Genomic DNA, 19941 nt, shown 5'->3' with positions numbered 1-19941 from the left:
TTGCGGCGCAAGATACGCTGATTGGTTGGCAGTCGGACGCTTACGGCATAATCTTGAATACCGCCGGGGCGCCGCCTGCGCCCGGCTCAACCGTGCTTCGGGCCTACCCTTGAATATCCTTTACGTCGAAGACAACGCGATGCTGCGTGCCACCATTGCCGACTATCTGGATGAGCTCGGCCACGAGGCCGTGGCAGTGGCCAGTGCCGAGGAAGCGCTGGGGGAACTGCAACACGGTCGTTTTGACGTGCTCTTCACCGATGTGAGCCTGCCCGGCCGTTCGGGCATCGAGCTTGCGCGCGAGGCGGTGGTGTTGCAGCCGGAGATGGCGCTGGTGCTCGCGTCCGGCCATGATCTGGCGCAGGAGCGCGACCGGCTCGGGGTGTGCGCCACGTTGTTGCCCAAGCCTTTCGATCTGGACCAGCTCGAACAGGTGCTGGGCGATCTGGCCGTAGGCGGATGATGTAGGCGGATTCCTATACGCCGTAAGAATGCACCGATGGTGCAGGTCTTGCCGAATCGCCATGATCCGCACGTTGCAGCGGCCCCTTGGCCGCTTCCCCTGGATCGTCACGCTGCGCCCGGATGAACCGAAAAGTACTGATCGTCGAGGACAACCCCGACATGCTCGAGTGCATCGCCGAGGAGCTGGAGCACCTCGGGCATGAGGTATGGTGCGCCAGCACGGCTGTCGCGGCATTGCAGCACCTGACGGCCGAACCGACGATCGATCTGCTGCTCTCGGATCTGCAGCTGCGCGGCGGTGCCAATGGCGAGGCGCTCGCGTGGCAGGCACTGACGCTGCAACCACAGCTTGATGTGGTCATCATGACCGGTTTTGACATCTCGCATCTGAGCAAGGCCGGTCAGGCGCGCTTCACGCTGCTGCGCAAGCCCTACTCGCTGGAGCAACTCTCCGGCGCGATCGCCGATGCCCGCACGGTCTGATCCGCAAGGCCCCGCCACCATGGCGTTGCGCCTCGGATACGGCCCGCTGTGCCGGCGTCGCCGATATGACAACCCGCGGTGTCCGCACGCTGCCCTGGCGGCAGGCGGTGCGCCGCAACCGATTCCTTCTGCCTGGATGATCTGCGCATCATGTTCGACAAGCGCGCTCCTTCGCTAGCGCTGGACGCCGTGGCCTTTCGCCGGCTCCTGTCACGCAATGTGGTCCTGCCGCTGCTGGTGGGGCTTGGCAGCGCCGCGATTTTCGTCGGCCTGCTGTTCTATCTGGTGTCGGTGATGCGGACGGTCGACACGTCCAATCGCGTCATCGGCGGCACCCATGAGCTGACCAAGCTGATCGTCGACGCCGAAACCAGCATGCGCGGGTTTCTGTTGTCCGGCCGGCGCAGTTTCCTGACCCCCTATGAGAGTTCGATCAGGCAGATGCCGATCGAGTTGAGCGCACTGCGCACCCAGTTGCGCGGCCGCCCGGAGCAGCTCAAGCGCCTGGACAAGGTGGCCGGGCTCTATCGCCGCTGGCGCGACTATGTGGATCACGCCATCCGCGTCAAGGAAAGCGGCTCGGATGTGGTCAGCCTGGTGTCGTCCGAGACCGGCAAGCGGCTGATGGATGCGATGCGCGTCGACCTTGCCGCCGTGGTCCTGGCCGAAGAGACGCTGCGTGTCCAGCGCAGCGAATCGGCCAACAAGACCATCACCGTGCTGGTCTCGCTGACCGTGCTGCTGATGCTGCTGGCCGGCGCCGGGCTGGCCTACAACGGCCGCCGCCAGTTGCTGGCGCTGTCGGCGGTCTACAGCCATACCCTCGATCAGCAGCAGGCGCAGACCGAGGAACTGGGGCGCCAGGCCTGGCTCAAGACCGGGCAGACCGAGCTGGCCACCCGGCTGCTGGGGCAGCAGTCCGTGGAGCGGCTGTGCCGCAATGCGCTCGAATTCATCGCCGGCTATCTCGAGGCCCACGCCGGGGCGTTGTACGTCAGCGACGATGAAACGGTCTTCCGTCGTGAAGCCGGCTATGCCCTGCCGCTGGAGGTGCAGGCGCAGCGCGTGCTGATCCAGCGGGGCGAGGGGCTGCTGGGGCAGGCGGTGGTCGAACGCCGCACGGTGCAGCTGGACAACCTGCCCCCCGGCTACCTGCCGGTGTCCTCGGGTCTGGGCGGCGCCGAGCCACGCTTTCTGCTGATCGTGCCGTGCATGCACGACGGCATCGTCACCGGGATGCTGGAGCTGGCGTTCCTGGAGGCGCCCGACGGCGATGCGTTGGCGTTCGCCCATCTGGCGATGGAAACCCTGGGGGCCGCCATCCGCTCGGCACAGATCCGCGAGCGCCTGCGGCTGACGCTGGAAGAGACGCAGCAGCTCAATGAGGAGCTGCAGACCCAGCAGGAGGAACTCAAGACGGCCAACGAGGAGCTGGAGGAGCAGTCGCGCGCGCTGCGCGAGACGCAGGCGCGTCTGGAGAACCAGCAGGCCGAGCTGGAACGCAACAACGAGCAGCTTGAGGAGCAATCGCAGCGGCTGCAGCAGCAGAAGGACTTCCTCAACGAGCGCAACCACGCGTTGAACGAAGCGCACCGGCTGCTCGAGGAACGCGCGCAGGAGCTGCAGCGCGCCAGTCAGTACAAGAGCGAGTTCCTTGCCAACATGTCGCACGAGCTGCGTACGCCGCTCAACAGCGCGCTGATCTTCGCCAAGCTGCTGGCCGACAATCCCTCGGGCAACCTGTCCGAGGAGCAGGTGCGCTTCGCCAACATGATCCACTCGGCCGGCAGCGACCTGCTCAACCTGATCAACGACATCCTCGATCTGTCCAAGGTCGAGGCCGGCGTGCTCGATATCCATGCCGAACCGGTGGCGCTGCGGCCGCTCGGCGAGCGCATGGCGCAGCTGTTCCGCAACATGGCCGAATCCAAGGGCGTGGCGCTGGAGTTCCAACTCGATCCGGCGCTGCCCCAGATCATGGAGACCGATTCACGCCGGTTGGAGCAGATCCTGAAGAACCTGCTGTCCAACGCGCTCAAGTTCACCCACGAAGGCCAGGTGCGGCTTGCCATCGTGCCGCAGGGCGACCTGATTGCGTTCGCGGTGTCCGATACCGGCATCGGCATTGCGCCCGAGCAGCAGGAGGTGATCTTCGAAGCGTTCCGGCAGGCCGACGGCACCACCAACCGCAAGTACGGCGGCACCGGGCTTGGGCTGTCGATCTCGCGCGATCTGGCGCGTCTGCTGGGCGGCTCGCTCAAGGTGCAGAGCGCACCGGGCGAGGGCAGTACCTTCACCCTGCTGCTGCCGCGGACGCTGCCGCAACCCGAGCCGCTTCCGGTGCCGCCGGTGAGTGCGCCGGTGCCGGTGCCCGCACCGGTGCGGCCGGCCGCAGCGCCAGCCCCGCTGCCTGCAGCACCGATGGACGAGGTGGGCGGCCGGCATTTCGACGACGATCGCCAGCGCCTGCCCACCGAGGGCCGGCTGATGCTGGTGATCGAGGACGACGAGCGCTTTGCCGGCATCCTCTACGATCTGGCGCACGAACGCGGTTTCGCCTGTCTGGTGGCGTTGACCGCGGCTGAAGGCGTGCAGTTGGCGGCCACGCACGTGCCCGACGCCATCCTGCTGGACATGAAGCTGCCTGACCAATCGGGGATGACCGTGCTGGAGCGGCTCAAGGAAGACCCACGTACCCGTCATATCCCGACCCATGTGATTTCCAGCGTCGATCGCAGCGATGCCGCGCTGTACATGGGTGCGGTGGGCTATCTGCTCAAACCGGCCGGGCACGCGCAGCTGCTCTCGATGTTCGAGCGGCTGGAGCACAAGCTGGAACAGAAGATCAAGCACGTACTGCTGGTCGAGGATGATCCGATGCAGCGCGAAAGCATCGAGCGCCTGATCGCCGACAAGGACGTGGAGATCACCGGCGTGGAATACGCCGAGCAGGCATTGCAGCTCCTGCGCGAGCGGGTGTTCGACTGCATGGTGATCGACCTGACGCTGCCGGACATGCATGGCGCCGAGCTGCTGGAGAAGATGGCGAGCGACCACCTCTACTCGTTCCCGCCGGTGATCGTGTACACCGGTCGCTCGCTGTCCCGCGAGGAGGAGGCCGCGCTGCGCCGCTATTCGCACTCCATCATCATCAAGGGTGCACGCTCGCCCGAGCGGCTGCTCGACGAGGTGACACTGTTCCTGCACCAGGTCGAGACCGAGCTGCCGCCCGAGCGGCAGAAGATGCTCAGGGCCGCGCGCAACCGCGACCGTGCCTTCGACGGCAGCACCATCCTGGTGGTGGACGACGACGTGCGCAACATCTTCGCGCTCACCAGCGCACTGGAGATGAAAGGTGCGCATGTGGTGGTGGCGCGCAATGGCCGCGAGGCGCTCACCCGGCTGGAGACACACAGCAATATCGACCTGGTGCTGATGGACATCATGATGCCGGAGATGGACGGCTACCAGGCGATGGCCGAGATCCGCCGCCGCGCGCAATGGCGCGAGCTGCCCATCATCGCGGTCACCGCTAAGGCGATGAAGGACGACCAGGAACGCTGCATCGCGGCCGGTGCCAACGATTATCTGGCCAAGCCCATCGACCTGGACGCGCTGGTATCGCTGGTGCGGGTCTGGATATCCTCGCCGGGGCGCGCATGAACTGGGTGCCAGGCTATCCGCAGCAGGATTTCGATCTGGAGATGCGCCTGTTGATCGAAGGCATCTACCTGAAATACAACTACGACTTCCGCAACTATTCGCCCGCCTCGCTCAAGCGGCGCGTGGCACACGCGATGTCCCAGCTCGAATGCGCCACCGTCTCGGCATTGCAGGACAAGGTGCTGCACTCGCCGCAGCACTTCCTGAACCTGCTGCAGTTCCTCACCGTGCCGGTGAGCGAGATGTTCCGCGATCCGGCGTATTTCCTCGCGGTGCGCGAAAAGCTCGTGCCCATCCTCTCCACCTACCCGTCGCTCAAGATCTGGATCGCCGGCTGCAGCACTGGTGAGGAAGTCTATTCGCTGGCCATCCTGCTGCATGAGGAAGGGCTGCTGGAGCGCACGTTGATCTACGCCACCGATATCAATCCGCACAGCCTGCAGCGGGCCGAGGACGGCATCTTCCCGATCGAGCACCTCAAGCTTTTCACCGCCAACTATCTGGCGGCCGGCGGGCGTGCCGCATTCTCCGACTACTACACGGCCGCCTATGGCTCGGCGATCTTCGACCGCACGCTGCGCCGGCAGGTCACCTTTGCCGACCACAGCCTTGCCACCGACAGTGTGTTCTCCGAAACCCAGTTCATCTCCTGCCGCAACGTGCTGATCTATTTCAACCGTGAACTGCAGGACCGCGCGTTCGGGCTGTTCCGCGATTCGCTGTGCCATCGGGGCTTTCTCGGCCTGGGCAGCAAGGAGACGGTGCGCTTTTCCGGCGTGGCCGATCATTTCGAAACGTTCGCCGGTGGCGAGCGCATCTTCCGCAAGCGTTGACCCATGGCCGGCCCGACCCTCCCAACGCTGCAAGCCGTGGTCATCGGCGCCTCGGCCGGCGGCATCGAAGCGCTGCTGCGGCTGCTGCCGGCGCTGCCGGCGACCTGCGCGTGCCCCATCGTCACCGTGCTGCACCTGCCCGAGGGGCATACCAGCCTGCTGCCCGAGGTGTTCGCGCCGCGGGTGGCGCTTGCGGTGAAGGAGGCGGACGAGAAGGAGGTGCTGCAGCCGGGCACATTGTATTTCGCCCCGCCGGGCTACCACCTGCTGATCGAATCCGACCGTACCTTTGCACTGAGCATCGATGCCCCGGTGCATTACTCACGTCCGTCGATCGATGTGCTGTTCCAATCGGCTGCCACGGTCTACGGTGGCAGCTTGGCCGCAGTGTTGCTGACCGGGGCCAACGAGGACGGCGCGACCGGGCTTGCCCGGGTGGTCGAGTGTGGCGGCAGGGTGCTGATCCAGGATCCGGATGAGGCACAGATCGCTGTCATGCCCAAGGCCGGCATCCGTGCCACCGGCAGCGCGGCGCGGGTGCTGCCGCTGGCAGCGCTGGCCGGGACGCTCACGCGCTGGGTGGAGGGGGAAGCATGATGAACGAGGACAAGGTCCGTCTGCTGCTGGTGGACGACCTGCCGGAGAACCTGGCGGCGCTGCAGGCGCTGATCGGCCGCGCCGATCTGGAGATCCACAAGGCCGATTCGGGCACGCAGGCGCTGGAGCTGTTGCTCGAACTCGATTTCGCGCTGGCGATCCTGGATGTGCAGATGCCAGGTATGGATGGCTTCGAGCTTGCCGAATTCATGCGCAGCACCGAGCGCACCAAGCATATTCCCATCGTGTTCGTCAGCGCCGGCGGCACCGAGCTCAACTACGCCTTCAAGGGCTACGAGACCGGGGCGGTCGATTTCCTGCAAAAGCCGCTGGATGTGCACGCGGTGCGCAGCAAGGTCAACGTGTTCGTCGACCTGTACCGGCAAAAGCGCACGCTGTCGCTGCAATTGCGCGCACTGCAGGAGGCGCAGCTGGAGCAGGAGATGCTGATGGCCGAGCTGCACAAGACCCAGGCCGAGCTGCAGCTGGCGATCCGCAACCGCGACGACTTCCTCTCGGCCGCGGCGCACGAACTGAAGACGCCGCTGAACGTGCTCAAACTGCACGCGCAGATGCGCGCCCGCAATCTCAAGCGCGGCGACATGAGCGCCTTCACCGGCGAGAAATTCGCCAAGATGGTCGAACGCGAAGGCCGGCTGGTGGACATGCTGGTGCGCCAGATCGACGACATGCTGGATATCTCGCGCATCCGCACCGGCAAGCTTTTCCTGCGGCCGGTGCCCTGCGATCTGGGCGAGCTGGTGAACGAGATCGTGGCCCAGTTCTCCGAGCAGCTCCTGGTGGCCGGCACCGAAGTGCAACTGGCGGTGCAGGACGGTGTACGCGGCGAGTGGGACCAGTTCCGGCTGGAGCAGGTATTGGCCAACCTGGTCACCAACGCGATCCGCTACGCGCCAGGCAAACCGCTCCATGTGAGCGTGCACGGCGACGGGCAGAGCGCCCGCATCGCGGTGCGCGATGAGGGGCCGGGCATTGCGGTGGAACACCAGCAGCGCATCTTCCAGCAGTTCGAACAGGCCGGCAGCGGCGCCGGCGGCCTGGGCCTGGGGCTGTTCATCTGCCGCCAGATCGTCCAGGCACATGGCGGTGAGATCAGCGTGCGCAGCCGGCCGGGCGAAGGGGCCACTTTCGTGGTCGAGCTGCCGTTGGCGCCGCCGCAGACTGTAGGAAGCGACTGACCGCACGTTCCGGCACCTGCCGATGCCGGGCCCATGCGGCAACGGCCATCATGTACAGCATCACAAAAAACCGCCGGCCCTGTGCCGGCGCAAGCGCTGCCAGGAGAGCCGCATGCTGTACTGCACCTTCACCCTCGATGAGGATCCGTCCCGCCCCTATCTGTCCGCCTGGGGGGGACGGCACCGCGCCAACCGCGGCCACGTCGCCATCTACGACCAGTCCTCGGGCGACATCGTCGCGCGCTACGAGCTGGACGCGCAACGCAACGGCCAGCGCGAACTGGAATTGATCCACCGCCGCGCCATCGCGCAGTTCTACCGCGACCGCCGCAGCACCCCGACCGACCGCTACATGGATCTGGACCCCAAGGTCCGCCCGTGGCCGGGCGAGATCATCCATCTATAGGCATCGCCCGGGCCGCGACGGCACGCGACGACACCACGGAAAACAAGCGGGCCTGCCGGCCCGTATCAGACCGGGCCCACCCGGCATCGTCCCCGCAAGCGCGTATCGCTGCGGCGAAGCTAACGCAAACAAGGAGTGACACCATGACCATCCCGACCCAACCTGGCACCAACCAGAGCGCCCGTACCGCCGCCGAAGTGGGCGGCGCCCGCATCATCGGCAGCACTGAATCGTTCGACCGTGCCGATGGCCCAGGCCCGTTCCTGATGCTGTCCGACTCGCTGGAAGGCAACGACGTGGTCAACGCCGCCGGTGAGGATCTGGGCGAAATCAAGGGCATCATGCTGGACGTGCAACGCGGACGCATCGCGTACGCCGTGCTGTCGTTCGGCGGCTTCCTTGGCATGGGCAACAAGCTGTTCGCCATTCCGTGGCAGGCGCTGGCGCTGGATATCGACCACAAGCGCTTCGTGCTGGACGTGAGCGAGGAGCGGCTGAAGAGCGCCCCGGGCTTCGACAAGGACCACTGGCCCAGCATGGCCGATCTGCAATGGGCCTCGGAAGTGCACAGCTTCTATCAGGCCGACCCGTACTGGCGGCACTGAGCCTGGCCGGCTAAGCCGGCCGGTATGGAGAAAGGGGCGTCGCGCCCCTTTTTTGGTGCACGGCGTCATCGCGCCGCATTCCTGCGTAGGATTCCCATGTCCGATTCCATTTCTGCGGCTCCAGCCAAGATCGCGGTACTGCGCGCCAACGGCCTGGGCGACTTCATCTTTGCGCTGCCGGCGCTTGAGGCGCTGCGCCATGCCTACCCCGCCGCCGAAATCGTGCTGCTGGGCCTGCCATGGCACGCGCAATTGTTCGAGTCCCGGCCCGGGCCCATCGACCGGGTGGTGGTGGTGCCGCCGTACCCGGGCGTGCGCGATACCGACCCCGACACCTGGCCCGCCCCGTCCTCGTTCTTCGAGGCGATGCAGGCCGAGCGCTTCGACCTGGCATTGCAGCTGCATGGCGGCGGGGCGCACTCCAACCCGTTCGTACGCCAGCTGGGAGCCGCCTTTGCCGTCGGCCTGCAGGCGCCAGGTGCGCCGCCGCTGGATCGCAACGTGCCCTATGTCTGGCTGCAGCCCGAAGTGATGCGCTATCTGGAGGTGGTCGGCCATGTCGGCGCCGCGCCGGTCACCTTCACGCCGCGCCTGGCAGTGACGCCTGCCGACCGCCAGGCCCTGGCGGGCCTGCTGCCCGCGCTAGCGAGCGACTATGTGGTGCTGCACCCCGGCGCCGGGGACGCACGCCGGCGCTGGCCGCCGTCGCGCTTCGCCGAACTGGGCGACGCGCTGGCCGCATTGCAGCTGCAGGTGATCGTCACTGGCTTCCGGGCGGATGAACAAGCGCTGGTCGAGGAAGTGCTCGACCGGATGCACGCACCTGCAGTCGCCGCCTGGGGCTCGTTGGCGCTTGGCCCGCTCGTCGCGCTGCTGGCCGGCAGCCGGCTGGTGGTCTCCAACGATTCCGGTCCGCTGCACCTTGCCGGCGCCGTCGGCGCCCCTACGGTGGGGCTGTACTGGATCGGCAACGTGGTCACCGCCGGCGCCCATTACCGGGGGCGGCACCGGGTGCTCACCTCCTGGCAGATGCACTGCCCGGAATGCGGCCAGCACTGCATGCGCGAGCCATGCGGGCACGACACCTCGTTCCTGTTGGAGCTGGACAGCGCCACCGTCACCGCCGAGGCACTGGCGCTGCTCGCCTTCCTTGCCGAAGGGCAGCAACCCGACGCCGCGCCGCTGGCCGCCGCCTGATGTCACCGCCGGCCGATCACGGCGCGACCATCGGCCGCACCCAACGTGTGGCGCGGCACAGGCCCGGGGCTGCAACCTGCCGCGGACAACCCGACACAACGTGAAGCTCGGCCGCCCGTCAGGCTCGTCCGTCGGAATAGGCCCTGGCGTCGGTTGGCCCGGCAGCGGCAGGAAGCGATAATCGCCGCGGCCTTTTTCGACGGCCTGCGGGGCGATGATGTCAGGCTGTCTCACCCCTATCGTTTTGGCTGCTTAGAAAGGGCTTTTGTATCTTGAAGGCATCGATGCACCCATCTGCGCAACGACCCGACCGCCGCCGCGCCGCCGTCCTTCATCCCGTACCCATCCCGGCCGTGCCGGGGCAGCAGCTCGAACGCCTCGCCGCTGCCGCAGTGACACATGGGCTCACCCTGCTGGACCAGGTCTGGCAAGGCTGGGAGGCGCAATATGCCCTCGAATGCCGGCACGGGCATCGTCTGTGCCGCAGCGCGGCCCAGGTGGTGTACCGCGCGGTGCGCTGTGCCGATTGCCACCGTGCATCGCGCCTGACGGCGCTGCAGGCCGCGGCTGCGGCACGCGGCGGAGCCTGCCTGGAGCAGACCTACCTGGGCGAGGCCCCACACCGTTTCCGTTGCGCCGAAGGGCATGAATGGCAAGCCAGGCCGTCGCGTATCGTGGCCGGGGGCTGGTGCCGGCACTGCGCCGCCAAGCTGCACGGCAGGAAGATCGCATTGCCCGATGGCCTGCAACGCCTGCAGCAGGCGGCAAAGGCCAAAGGCGGCACATGCCTTGCCACGCAGTATCTGGGCCTGGCGCAGCGTTACCGCTTTCGCTGCATGCATGGCCACGAGTGGGAGACTGCCGGCCACGAGGTGATGCGGGGTGCCTGGTGCCGCGTGTGCGCGAACCTGGAGAAAGCGATCGCCTACCGCGCCCAGGACGGCTTGGCCCGCCTGCAGCAGGCCGCCACGGCCCATGGCGGCCTATGCCTGGACGCCGATTATCTGGGGTGCAACCAGCGCTATCGCTTCCGCTGCCGCTCCGGCCATGAATGGCAGACCACCGGGCATAAGGTCCTGCTGGGGTCCTGGTGCCCGCAATGCGCCCACGACAGGAAAAAGCTCTCGCTCGACGACGTCCGGGCCGACGCCCAGGCCAGGGGCGGGCAATGCCTGGCCAGCGAATACATCAACAGCACGATCAAGCTCGAATGGGAATGCCATCGCGGCCATCGCTGGTGGGCCGCAGCCTCGACGATCCGCGCCGGCCACTGGTGCCGGCAATGCGCCATCCTGGACCGCATCCACAACCCCACGTCACGCGCGCGCTTCAAATACGAAGCAGACCGGCCGCTCGCAGGGGGGGCCAAGGCGGGGCGGCAGCCCCGTTGATGCGCTGGTGCACGGTGCAATGGGTGTAAAGCGGCAATGGCTGCTCACCGGCGGCTGATTGCCCCCGCGCCGATCAGCTCCCGATATGGCTGAAAAGGGAGGGCGATCGGGGAAAGAACCCTTCCGCCGGCACCTCGATGAACTGGCCCGGTATTTGGCGTACCAGTGTCCAGGTGGTTTCGATGTAACGCTCTTCTATCCAACTGCCGTATTCGTCCTGTGCCAGACCTTGACGGACCCAGATTTCTGGCCGTTCAAGCTCGATCCCATCCAGTTGATTCCATCCAAGATGCAGGAATTGAGCGCAGGTATTCTCCGCTTCGGGAACATAGACTCCTGTGACCGCAATCCGATCTCCTGGCCGGATAATCACGGATTGGTCTAATTCATAAACTGGGATGGATGTAGGCATCAAAATACTTGACCTATGAAGAAAGCCTTCTTTGCCACTTGTATCGAGGTTCCAAGTTAGGTCTCCTGCCATCCACTCCCCTGCAGTGGTGTAGCCTGCTAAAGAATCCAGCTTCATGGCGACCCTTAAAGTATCCCAGAACTGGGATGATAGGGGTTCACGCATCCAATCTGAATCAAAATCGCTGATGTGTTTGTTAATGGAGCGCCCGTGGGTTCCAATCAGTCCCGTGAATGCTTTCGGATCATTATGGCTTCTAAGGATGCAGCTTTCGATTAGACAATCACGACTGTGACGCAGATTCGGCAGCACCCGCCCACCCCAAACCACATCCGGCTGCAGGCTTTGATGCCGGCTGCGCAAGTCAGTGGGTATATGCTGCATGAATTCATCCAGCGCCTGTTCACCATATCGGACTGCCTGGCGCATGGCTTCCCGCACATTGCAGAAATGCTCGAGCGAGACCAGGTATTCCAGCAGATAGACTTCCTGCGGATGGAGTTGGGCCATCAGCAGTCAGCCCTGGTTGCAACAATAGTCAAACGGTCTCCCGATACCAGATGGTCTGCCCATATGCCGATTGCGGGAAGTCGGGCATCCGTTCGCCTTTCTCGAAATAGCGGCGGGCCCCTTCCTTGGCTGGGGTCCACCACCAGCCGGTTGCGCTGCATACGCCTGGCGCCACCACACGGCCCGGGCTCGAATCGGTCTGGGGAAAGAACCCATCCGCCGGCACCTCGATGAACTGACCCGGTATTTGGCGTACCAGTGTCCAGGTGGTTTCGATGTAGTGTTCTTCTATCCAACGGCCGTATTCATCTTGTGCCAGGCCCTGTCGGACTAGGATCTCTGGCCTTTCCAGTTCAACTATATCCAGTTTGTTCCAGCCTGGATGTAGAAACTGAGCGCAAGTATTTTCTGCTGTTGGAAGATATACGCCTGTTATCTCTACTTTATCTCCCGGATGGATTACCATCGTTGCGTCCAATTCATAATTGGGAATTATTTCAGGTAATTTAATGCCTGTTCCAGCAAGTAAGCCATTTTCATTCTTGAAATCACAATTCCAGGTTAGATTGCCAGGAAGCCATGCCCCAGAAAGAGTGGTTCCAGCCAGCTTGTCCAATTGGATGGCGAGATATAGATTATCCCAGAACAAACGGGAAAGTGGCTCAGGCATCCAAGTGTCGTCAAAATCGCTGATATGCTTGTTAATCGACCCGCCGTGAGAACCAACCGAACCATTGAAGGCAGCTGCATCGTCATGGCTCCGCAGGATGCAGCCTCGTATGATCGCATCTCGGCTGTTGCGCAAATTCGGCATTACCCGGCCACCCCAGACTACATCCGGCTGCAGGCTTTGATGCCGGCTGCGCAAGTCAGTGGGTATATGCTGCATGAATTCATCCAGCGCCTGTTCACCGTATCGGACTGCCTGGCGCATGGCTTCCCGCACATTGCAGAAATGCTCGAGCGAGACCAGGTATTCCAGCAGATAGACTTCCTGCGGATGGAGTTGGGGCATCAGCAGTGAGCCCTGGGTGCATCAACGTTCAAGCGGTCTCCTATGAGAATTTTTCATGCGAGTCGTTCTACTTCGCGGTTATTCCTGCTTGGCATCCCAATACCAGATCGTTGCACCGTAGGTGGATTCTGGGAAATCCGGCATACGCGCACCATGCTCGAATAAGGCCCGGCTGTTTTGTTTGGCCGGGGTATACCAATAGCCGCGGACCGGACATGGCTGATTTGCCTCGACACGGCCACGCTGGACCACCCGTTCGACCTCATCGACCTGCAATAACGGATACCAAGTCATCTCGGTGATTTCGAGCTCATCGTCGAGAAAGGTCAATAACTCCCCTTGGTCGTCAAATACCAATCCATTTTTATTGCGCTTGCCTTTTCCACTATCAACGCACTCCTGCTCAAGCTGCTCAGCGGTTTTGATGATGCGCCAAGAAGGTGGCATGGATAGGCCTTCGACTGCGAAAGTCAAGCTATGGTTTTCCAGCCCAGCGGCAGGAATCCATACACCGGTCCAAGGCACTGCCTCCCCCGTTTTTATCGGACGAGACGTATCAGGGGCATACCTAGGGAAGCGGCTAGGAATTGGGGTTTTCTTCAGATGAGGATATACCTCTTCTACGTTTGACTGAATAAACAACAATATTTTTTCACCAGTCGGCCCGAAGTCACGATTTCTTCGCTCTGGCGGAAAATTAAAAGCTTCATGTAGCCAATATTGTCCGCCTCGCAAGCCTGGGGCCAATGTTTTCCGGATTCTTGCTGCATATTCCCCAGGTATGATTGTAATTTGGTGATATTTTTCTTCTGCATCCCCAAGCCAACCCATCCAAACATGCTGCGTAACGCCACGATTCGTGCTGTAAATCCCGGCGGCAGCATCGTCCAGCTTGGCGTAATCGCCAAATTTAGCCAGTTCGATACCGCTCTCAAGATCCTGTGCGTGTTTCTTCCACGCATCATAAATCTGGTTGTTGCGGCCGTAATCCTGCAGCCCCCGTGCCAGCGCTTCTTCCTTGAAGAACGCGAGTACCATGCGGCAAGACTCGACCGCGCCGCGGTAAAACGCTTCAGAGGTCAAGTGGTACCAGCACCACGCTTCTTTACTCAAATTACGATGTGACAATTCGTTCCGCCTGATGAGGCACCCAAGCGGCCAATCTCCACTTTTTGGCAAAAGGGCCTTTAAGGTTGAGGGATGTTTTGACACGCAATACAGTCACGGTATTTACGCCGCCGGCGTCTGTCACGCGTAACACGCATTTTCTTTATTTAGATTAGAGCACGGGCCGCTTGTTTCTCCCCAGTGTCCTTTTTTACAGGATGGGAATGCCATCACGCTCAGTACAGACCCACCTCGAGTCTTTGTAATTACGCAATAATAGGGAGACGAATTTCATCCCCCTTTCAGCCTCATCCTTGATTGTCATCCCAATACCAGATTGTTGCGCCGTAGGTAGACCCTGGAAAATCCGGCATACGCGCACCATGCTCGAATAAGGCCCGGCTGTTTTGTTTGGCCGGGGTATACCAATAACCGCGGACCGGGCATGGTTGATTCGCCTCAACACGGCCACGCTGAACCACCCGCTCGACCTCATCGACCTGCAATAACGGATACCAAGTCATCTCGGTGATTTCGAGCTCATCGTCGAGAAAGGTCAATAACTCCCCTTGGTCGTCAAATACCAATCCATTTTTATTGCGCTTGCCTTTTCCACTATCAACGCACTCCTGCTCAAGCTGCTCAGCGGTTTTGATGATGCGCCAAGAAGGTGGCATGGGTAGGCCTTCGATTGCAAATGTCAAGCTATGGTTTTCCAGCCCAGCTGCAGGGATCCATACCCCTGTCCAAGGTACCAGCTCCCCTGTTCTTACCGGGCGAGAGGTATCAGGGGCATAACCAGGAAAATGACTAGGGACTGGTGTTGCTTTCAAGTGAGGATATTTTTCCTCTGAGCCAGATTGAATAAGCAACAAGATATCGTCTCCGGTTGGACCGAAATCTTGATTTTTACTTTCAGGCGAGTCAGTCGCTGCATCTTCAATCCAATACAACCCGCCACGGAGGCCCGGGGCTAGAGTTGTGCGAATTCTTGTCGCATAACGCCCGGGTATCATTGTCAACTCATGATACTTTTCTTCTGCATCCCCAAGCCAACCCATCCAAACATGCTGCGTAACGCCACGATTCGTGCTGTAAATCCCGGCGGCAGCGTCATCCAGCTTGGCATAGTCACCAAATTTGGCCAGTGCAATACCGCTCTCAAGATCCTGTGCGTGTTTCTTCCACGCATCATAAATCTGGTTGTTGCGGCCGTAATCCTGCAGCCCCCGTGTCAGCGCTTCTTCCTTGAAGAACGCAAGTACCATGCGGCAAGACTCGACCGCGCCGCGGTAAAACGCTTCAGAGGTCAAGTGGTACCAGCACCACGCTTCTTTGCTCAGATCACGACGTGACATTTCAATCCTGCTTTGGAAAGGAAATCAAAATTCGTTCCGCCTGCTGCGGCGTCCAATCGGTAAAACCCCAGTTTGTGGCAAACGGGCCTTTGATGTTGGGATCGTTGATTTTGACACGCAACGCAGTGACTGCATCTTCGCCACCGACATCCTTCCATTCGTACCGGGTGTCTTCTCCATTGGGGCCACGGCCCGGCAATTTCTCGCCGGTATTCTTGTCGACACGGGGCAGCCCGGATGAGAACGTATCCGGCTTGGGCTGGAAGAACACTTGGTTTGCGCCCCCGGTCATCATATACGGGGTGCCTGCCAGCTCTTGCGAGGCGGCCGGTCCTTCATAGGCATGCAGACCGCCCTTTGGTACGGTATAGGTTACATATTGGCCATTCTGATTCCAATCGGGCTTGACCGCCAATTTTTCTCGCCAATCTGCTCGAGTCTTCAGGCTGTCGAATACATCTTTCGTGACCCAGAATTGCCCACCACCGCCACTTGCAGGGTCGACAATACGATAGAGCACCGTGCCCTCTGGATAAAACTGAGGGTTTAGCTTGTGGAAAGTACTTACACTATGAGCATTAAGCTTCGGCAAGCTTGGATGCTCCTTCTCCCATGCCTTAATTTGCCTTTCTAATAGATCGTACTCGGCAGAAGGAAATGGCAATTTTTTGCCTCTAACTTTTGCCCAAACCGGTTTTTCACGATTCATCAACTTGGCTGCGCCTGCCTCACTGACAGGAGCAATCCAACCCTTGTTTACCACCCGGCTGTTTGCGATCCATACATGATCATCCAGACGCTTTGCAGTTCGAAGCAGAATGGTCCGAATCGGTGAAACAAATTCCTGTACAGCATCGTTCAGTGTTTTTCTTTGCTTGTTGACAGTATCAACGATCATCTCGATCCGGTCTGCCGCGGCCGCAGGCACGTAGCCATGCAAGCGGGTTAGCACCCTGACGACCTCGTCCAGCCCTTTATTCAGCGCATCCTTCAATTTCTGGACATTGACCAGTTTCTCAAGATCATAAAATTCCTTGGCAACGCGAGACAGCAGATCCGGAACGCGATCTTTCGTTGCCCACTTCAATACATCGCTGTTTTGCAGGAACTCCATGATCTTCGGTAGCGCTGCGTCGACTGTTTTGTCAACGGCTTTGACCAGTTTCGCAGCGTTCGTCAACTCAGAGATATCTTTCAAGTACCGCTTGAGATAAACGAAGATGATCTTGATCACCCCCTTGATAAGGGAGCCGATTTCGGGGAAGAAGCCAATAACCGTCAAAACGATCATGAACATGATCATTTTGTTCTTGGGGTCCTTACGCAATGCACTGATATTGGCGCAAAGGTCCCGAATGTCGCATATGGTATCAACGATAGGAATAAACGATACAACCATATCGAAACCAATCTGCCCGGCAGATCGGTTTTCGTTGAAATCACCTTGCAACGCTTGCCACATCCAGCTGCCCCAACCTTCATCTTCTGGTTTGGGCGACCCATTGATCAGCGTTAGCGCTTCTTTTTCCTCATTGGCGATTGCCATTCCGCCCCCCAAATGTTGCTTCGTCTTCGTCGGTCAGCGACTGTACTGTATCAAATAGTGTTCCTAAAGGATTTCTCTCGGGATCTTTGGCATTTGGATCATTGTGGTATTGCACGCGTACGGCACCTGGTGGTATCGATTTTTCTTTTGCGTACCCGTTGTCGTCCAATACGCCTTTCTTTTTCCCGCCGTCGGCAAAGTGCAACGTGTATTCAACGCCCTTCATGGGGGCGCCTTTATAACCATTCAGATCCAGATCAAGCCAATTTGGCTTGTCTTCCACCTTCGGCATAAAGGGGAAGTCTGCTTGCAGGCTCGCCGGCCCGCTCCAATCGAACCCGCTGCCCTTGAAGCTCACCTTGCCCGGGGCGTGGATTTCGATGTTGCCGCCCTTGAGCCGGATATACGCCCCGCCGCAGGTGAGCAGCAGTTCCTGCCCGGCTGCGAGGGTGAAGGTCTGTTTGTTGGCGTGCAGCCGCACATTCTGGTCACCGACGATCTCCACATCCCCCGACTGTGCCTGCAGCTGCGCATGGCCCTTCGCGGTGATCAGCTTCAGGTTCACCTTGTCCGCCACCCCCTGCACGAACAGGCTGATCCGGCTGCCGACGTTGTGAATCCAACGCCGGGCGGTGCTCTGCTGGGTGTCGCGCTGGCTGAGGGTGTCCAGGTTCTGCCCGCTGTTCAGCACCAGGGCGTTGGCAGTGGTCAGCGCGATGCCGGCCGGGGCGCTGGCGAGCAGGATGGGTTGCTGGCCGGGCTGCTCCTTCGCGGTCTTGCCTTGTTCGTCGGTGTTGGAACCGGCTTCCCAGGCCTTGAGCGCTTCGTTCAGGTGATCCAGGTGGCCCTGGCGGGCTTCACCCTGCGGCTGGCCGTCCAGGTCGAGGGTCTGGGGGCCGAGTTCAGCCGGGTCGGCCAGTTGATGTTGTGCGGTGTCCGACAGCGTCTGCGCGAGTTGCTGGGCGGCTTCGAGCTGGCTTTGTGCTTGTTCGCGGTCCAGCTGCCGGCCGGCGGCGCCGGGTTTGGCTTCGGTACTGAGCAGCAGCCCGTGCGCGGCGCGCAGGGCGCCGGCGTGGTCGGTGCGCAGTTCGAAGCCGTCGCCACGGGGTTCAGCCTTGCCATCACGGCGCGGGTGGGCGAGGTAGCCCTGGTTGAGCTGGGTCTTGCCGTGTTCGGACGAGAGCTTGAGGCGCAGCTCGCCCTGGGTGTCGTCGAACAGCAGCTCGTTGTAGCGGGTGGTGCCGAACTCCTGGCTCTTGATGCCGGACAGGGTGTGGTTGGCCGGCAGGCTGCCGGCGCCGGAGAAGGTGGGCGGCAGGTGGCTGCCGTTGTAGAGGGTGCCGACCACCAGCGGCCGGTCGATGTCGCCCTCCACGAAGTCCACCAGCACTTCCTGGCCGATGCGCGGGATGAACTGGTGGCCCCACTGCGCCCCGGCGCTGGGGTAGGCGACGCGGAGCCAGCAGCTGGAACGCTCGTCCTGGTTGGCGCCGAAGTCCGGGTGTTCCGGGCGGCGCTGCCAGTGCAGCTGCACCTTGATCCGGCCGTAGGGGTCGGTATGCACTTCCTGGCCGGCCGGGCCGACCACGGTGGCGGTCTGCACGCCGGGGGCGGTGGGCCTGGCATGCTCGGTGTGGCTGTATAAAGGCGGCAGCGGGATGCCGCGGCGCTGGGCGTCGAAGTCGACCTGGAACGGCGCGGCCTCCCCAGCGGATTCGCCCAACTGGGCCAGCAATCCGCCCGGCAGGTTGTTGCGGGCGCGGAAGGTGAGCCGGGTGGCGACGAACTCGCGCTGCTCGGGCGCGTCGGCGTCGTGGTGTGGGTGGTCGCGCAGCTGGAACCATTCGCCCACCCGCAGGCTGCGCAGTGTGCCGCTGCCGGCAAAGCCCTTCTTGTGCGCATCCAGCGCCTGCTGGCGCAGCCGGGCATAGCGGGCCAGCGCGTCGTCGTCGCTGGCGTAGTACAGCGTCTGCGCGTCGTAGTCCGCCAAGGTGCGCTCGGCCTGCGCGCCACCGTCGCCCTGGTCGATCCCCGTGCCGTCCTGGGCCTGCAGCGTCGCCACCGGCCGGTAGTCGAAGCTGGCCAGCGCCACCTGGGCGGTGCCCAGCTGGCGGGCGCTGGTCCAGCCGGTAAGGCTGTCCTCGGTCTCGGTGGCATCGGCGCGATGGAAGCGCACGCTGCCCTGCTGGGCCTGCGGCAGCGCATAGGGGTCGTCGAACACCACCAGCGTCACCTTGGGCGGGTCACCGGCGGCGTGCTCGAAGCGATAGGCCAGCCCTTCCTCGGCCAGCAGCCGGCTGACGAAGGCGAGATCGGTCTCGCGGTACTGCAGGCAATAGGAGCGCAGCGGGTAGGTCTCGCGCAGTTCGAAGCGCACGGCAAAGCCGGCGGCGAACACCGGGTTGCCGGCCAGGTGTTCATCGAGCACGGCGCGGACGAGGTCGGGGACGGTGCGGTCCTGGAACACCCGGCTGGTGCGGCGGTGGGCCAGCAGCGCGAGCGGGGGTTCGATGGTCAGCGCATAGCGGGCGAAGCCGCCATCGGCGGGCAGCGCCTCGGCGCGGGTGACGAGGCCACCGCGCACCAGCTCACCGCCGTCGGCGGTCGCCAGGCCCAGCTGCGCCGGCAGGCCGAGCAGCGCCTTCAGTTCCAGGTCCACCGACGGCGACAGGCATTCAACGCGATAGCGGTAAGGCTGGGACAGCGCCTCGCTGCCGGTGGCGCTGTGCGGCAGCAGCGTCCCGCCCCAGTGCGCCCCGTCGCCCAGCTGCAGCGTGACCAGCCGCTGGTCCTGCGTGAAGGCGCTGGCGAACGAGGACAGCAGGGTGGCGAAGTCCATGGAAGTTGAGGCTCGGTGTCAGAAAGGCGAAATCATAACAGCCGAATATTCTCTACTCAAAGGACATAAGAGGGACGCGCAATACAATTCGACAGACGCGCATGGATGGGGGCCGAATGCGGCTTGGGCAGGGCCGCGGCTACGCATCACCTGGTTGAGGAAACCCCCCATATCCCGGGGCTGAGTGGATGCCCGGTATCGCCTGTCGCCGAAGGAATGCCGCTCAGGGGCTGCCAAAGGGTGGGCAATGCAGGTCGGCATTGCTGTCCCGGCGGGTCGATTGCCATGCCACTGTCACAGCGGTGGCAGCGTGGG

At 62.4% G+C, this 19941-nt stretch carries 16 protein-coding genes; 10 read left to right on the top strand and 6 right to left on the bottom strand.

Features of this window, described 5'->3' with window-relative positions; translation table 11 throughout:
* The first annotated feature begins 109 nt into the window (after positions 1-109).
* From N8I74_RS19000 to N8I74_RS18955, 10 genes are all read left to right on the top strand, one after another.
* On the top strand, positions 110-463 hold the full coding sequence (locus N8I74_RS19000) for a response regulator (protein WP_263124777.1): 354 nt from the start codon (positions 110-112) through the stop codon (positions 461-463).
* Positions 464-585: 122 nt separating this feature from the next.
* A complete protein-coding gene (locus N8I74_RS18995; RefSeq protein WP_263124776.1) occupies positions 586-948 on the top strand; it encodes a response regulator in 363 nt (120 codons plus the stop codon).
* Positions 949-1098: 150 nt separating this feature from the next.
* A complete protein-coding gene (locus N8I74_RS18990; RefSeq protein WP_263124775.1) occupies positions 1099-4611 on the top strand; it encodes a response regulator in 3513 nt (1170 codons plus the stop codon).
* The gene (locus N8I74_RS18985; RefSeq protein ID WP_263124774.1) at positions 4608-5444 is read left to right on the top strand and encodes a CheR family methyltransferase; all 837 of its coding nucleotides are present in this window, start codon (positions 4608-4610) and stop codon (positions 5442-5444) included. The genes N8I74_RS18990 and N8I74_RS18985 overlap by 4 nt, the downstream gene beginning before the upstream one ends.
* 3 nt (positions 5445-5447) lie before the next feature.
* On the top strand, positions 5448-6041 hold the full coding sequence (locus N8I74_RS18980; protein WP_263124773.1) for a chemotaxis protein CheB: 594 nt from the start codon (positions 5448-5450) through the stop codon (positions 6039-6041).
* Positions 6038-7240 (top strand): hybrid sensor histidine kinase/response regulator, encoded by a 1203-nt coding sequence (locus tag N8I74_RS18975; protein ID WP_263124772.1) that lies wholly within the window; start codon positions 6038-6040, stop codon positions 7238-7240. Before N8I74_RS18980 ends, N8I74_RS18975 begins: the two co-directional genes overlap by 4 nt.
* Positions 7241-7352: 112 nt before the next feature.
* Positions 7353-7646: a hypothetical protein gene (locus N8I74_RS18970; protein ID WP_263124771.1), complete on the top strand. Its 294-nt coding sequence runs from the start codon at positions 7353-7355 to the stop codon at positions 7644-7646.
* 143 nt (positions 7647-7789) lie between these two features.
* Positions 7790-8251 carry a PRC-barrel domain-containing protein gene (locus tag N8I74_RS18965; protein WP_263124770.1) on the top strand — a complete coding sequence of 154 codons (462 nt, stop codon included), beginning with the start codon at positions 7790-7792 and terminating at the stop codon, positions 8249-8251.
* A gap of 96 nt (positions 8252-8347) precedes the next feature.
* A complete protein-coding gene (locus N8I74_RS18960) occupies positions 8348-9448 on the top strand; it encodes a glycosyltransferase family 9 protein (protein ID WP_263124769.1) in 1101 nt (366 codons plus the stop codon).
* A gap of 284 nt (positions 9449-9732) precedes the next feature.
* Positions 9733-10839 carry a hypothetical protein gene (locus tag N8I74_RS18955; RefSeq protein WP_263124768.1) on the top strand — a complete coding sequence of 369 codons (1107 nt, stop codon included), beginning with the start codon at positions 9733-9735 and terminating at the stop codon, positions 10837-10839.
* Between the two features lie 73 nt (positions 10840-10912).
* On the opposite strand, the gene N8I74_RS18950 is transcribed toward N8I74_RS18955, so the two are convergent.
* From N8I74_RS18950 to N8I74_RS18925, 6 genes are all read right to left on the bottom strand, one after another.
* Positions 10913-11761: a hypothetical protein gene (locus tag N8I74_RS18950; protein WP_263124767.1), complete on the bottom strand. Its 849-nt coding sequence runs from the start codon at positions 11759-11761 to the stop codon at positions 10913-10915.
* A gap of 28 nt (positions 11762-11789) precedes the next feature.
* A complete protein-coding gene (locus tag N8I74_RS18945; protein WP_263124766.1) occupies positions 11790-12776 on the bottom strand; it encodes a hypothetical protein in 987 nt (328 codons plus the stop codon).
* Positions 12777-12854: 78 nt separating this feature from the next.
* On the bottom strand, positions 12855-13814 hold the full coding sequence (locus tag N8I74_RS18940; protein WP_263124765.1) for a hypothetical protein: 960 nt from the start codon (positions 13812-13814) through the stop codon (positions 12855-12857).
* A 377-nt stretch (positions 13815-14191) separates the two neighbouring features.
* The gene (locus N8I74_RS18935; protein WP_263124764.1) at positions 14192-15241 is read right to left on the bottom strand and encodes a hypothetical protein; all 1050 of its coding nucleotides are present in this window, start codon (positions 15239-15241) and stop codon (positions 14192-14194) included.
* Position 15242: 1 nt separating this feature from the next.
* Entirely contained in the window at positions 15243-16787 is a 1545-nt protein-coding gene (locus N8I74_RS18930; protein WP_263124763.1) for a hypothetical protein, read from the bottom strand.
* A complete protein-coding gene (locus N8I74_RS18925) occupies positions 16771-19626 on the bottom strand; it encodes a type VI secretion system Vgr family protein (protein WP_263124762.1) in 2856 nt (951 codons plus the stop codon). Before N8I74_RS18925 ends, N8I74_RS18930 begins: the two co-directional genes overlap by 17 nt.
* Positions 19627-19941: the final 315 nt, after the last annotated feature.

Source organism: Chitiniphilus purpureus, assembly GCF_025642115.1.
Taxonomy (GTDB): Bacteria; Pseudomonadota; Gammaproteobacteria; order Burkholderiales; family Chitinibacteraceae; genus Chitiniphilus; species Chitiniphilus purpureus.
This window is presented reverse-complemented; position numbering and strand designations above follow the sequence as displayed.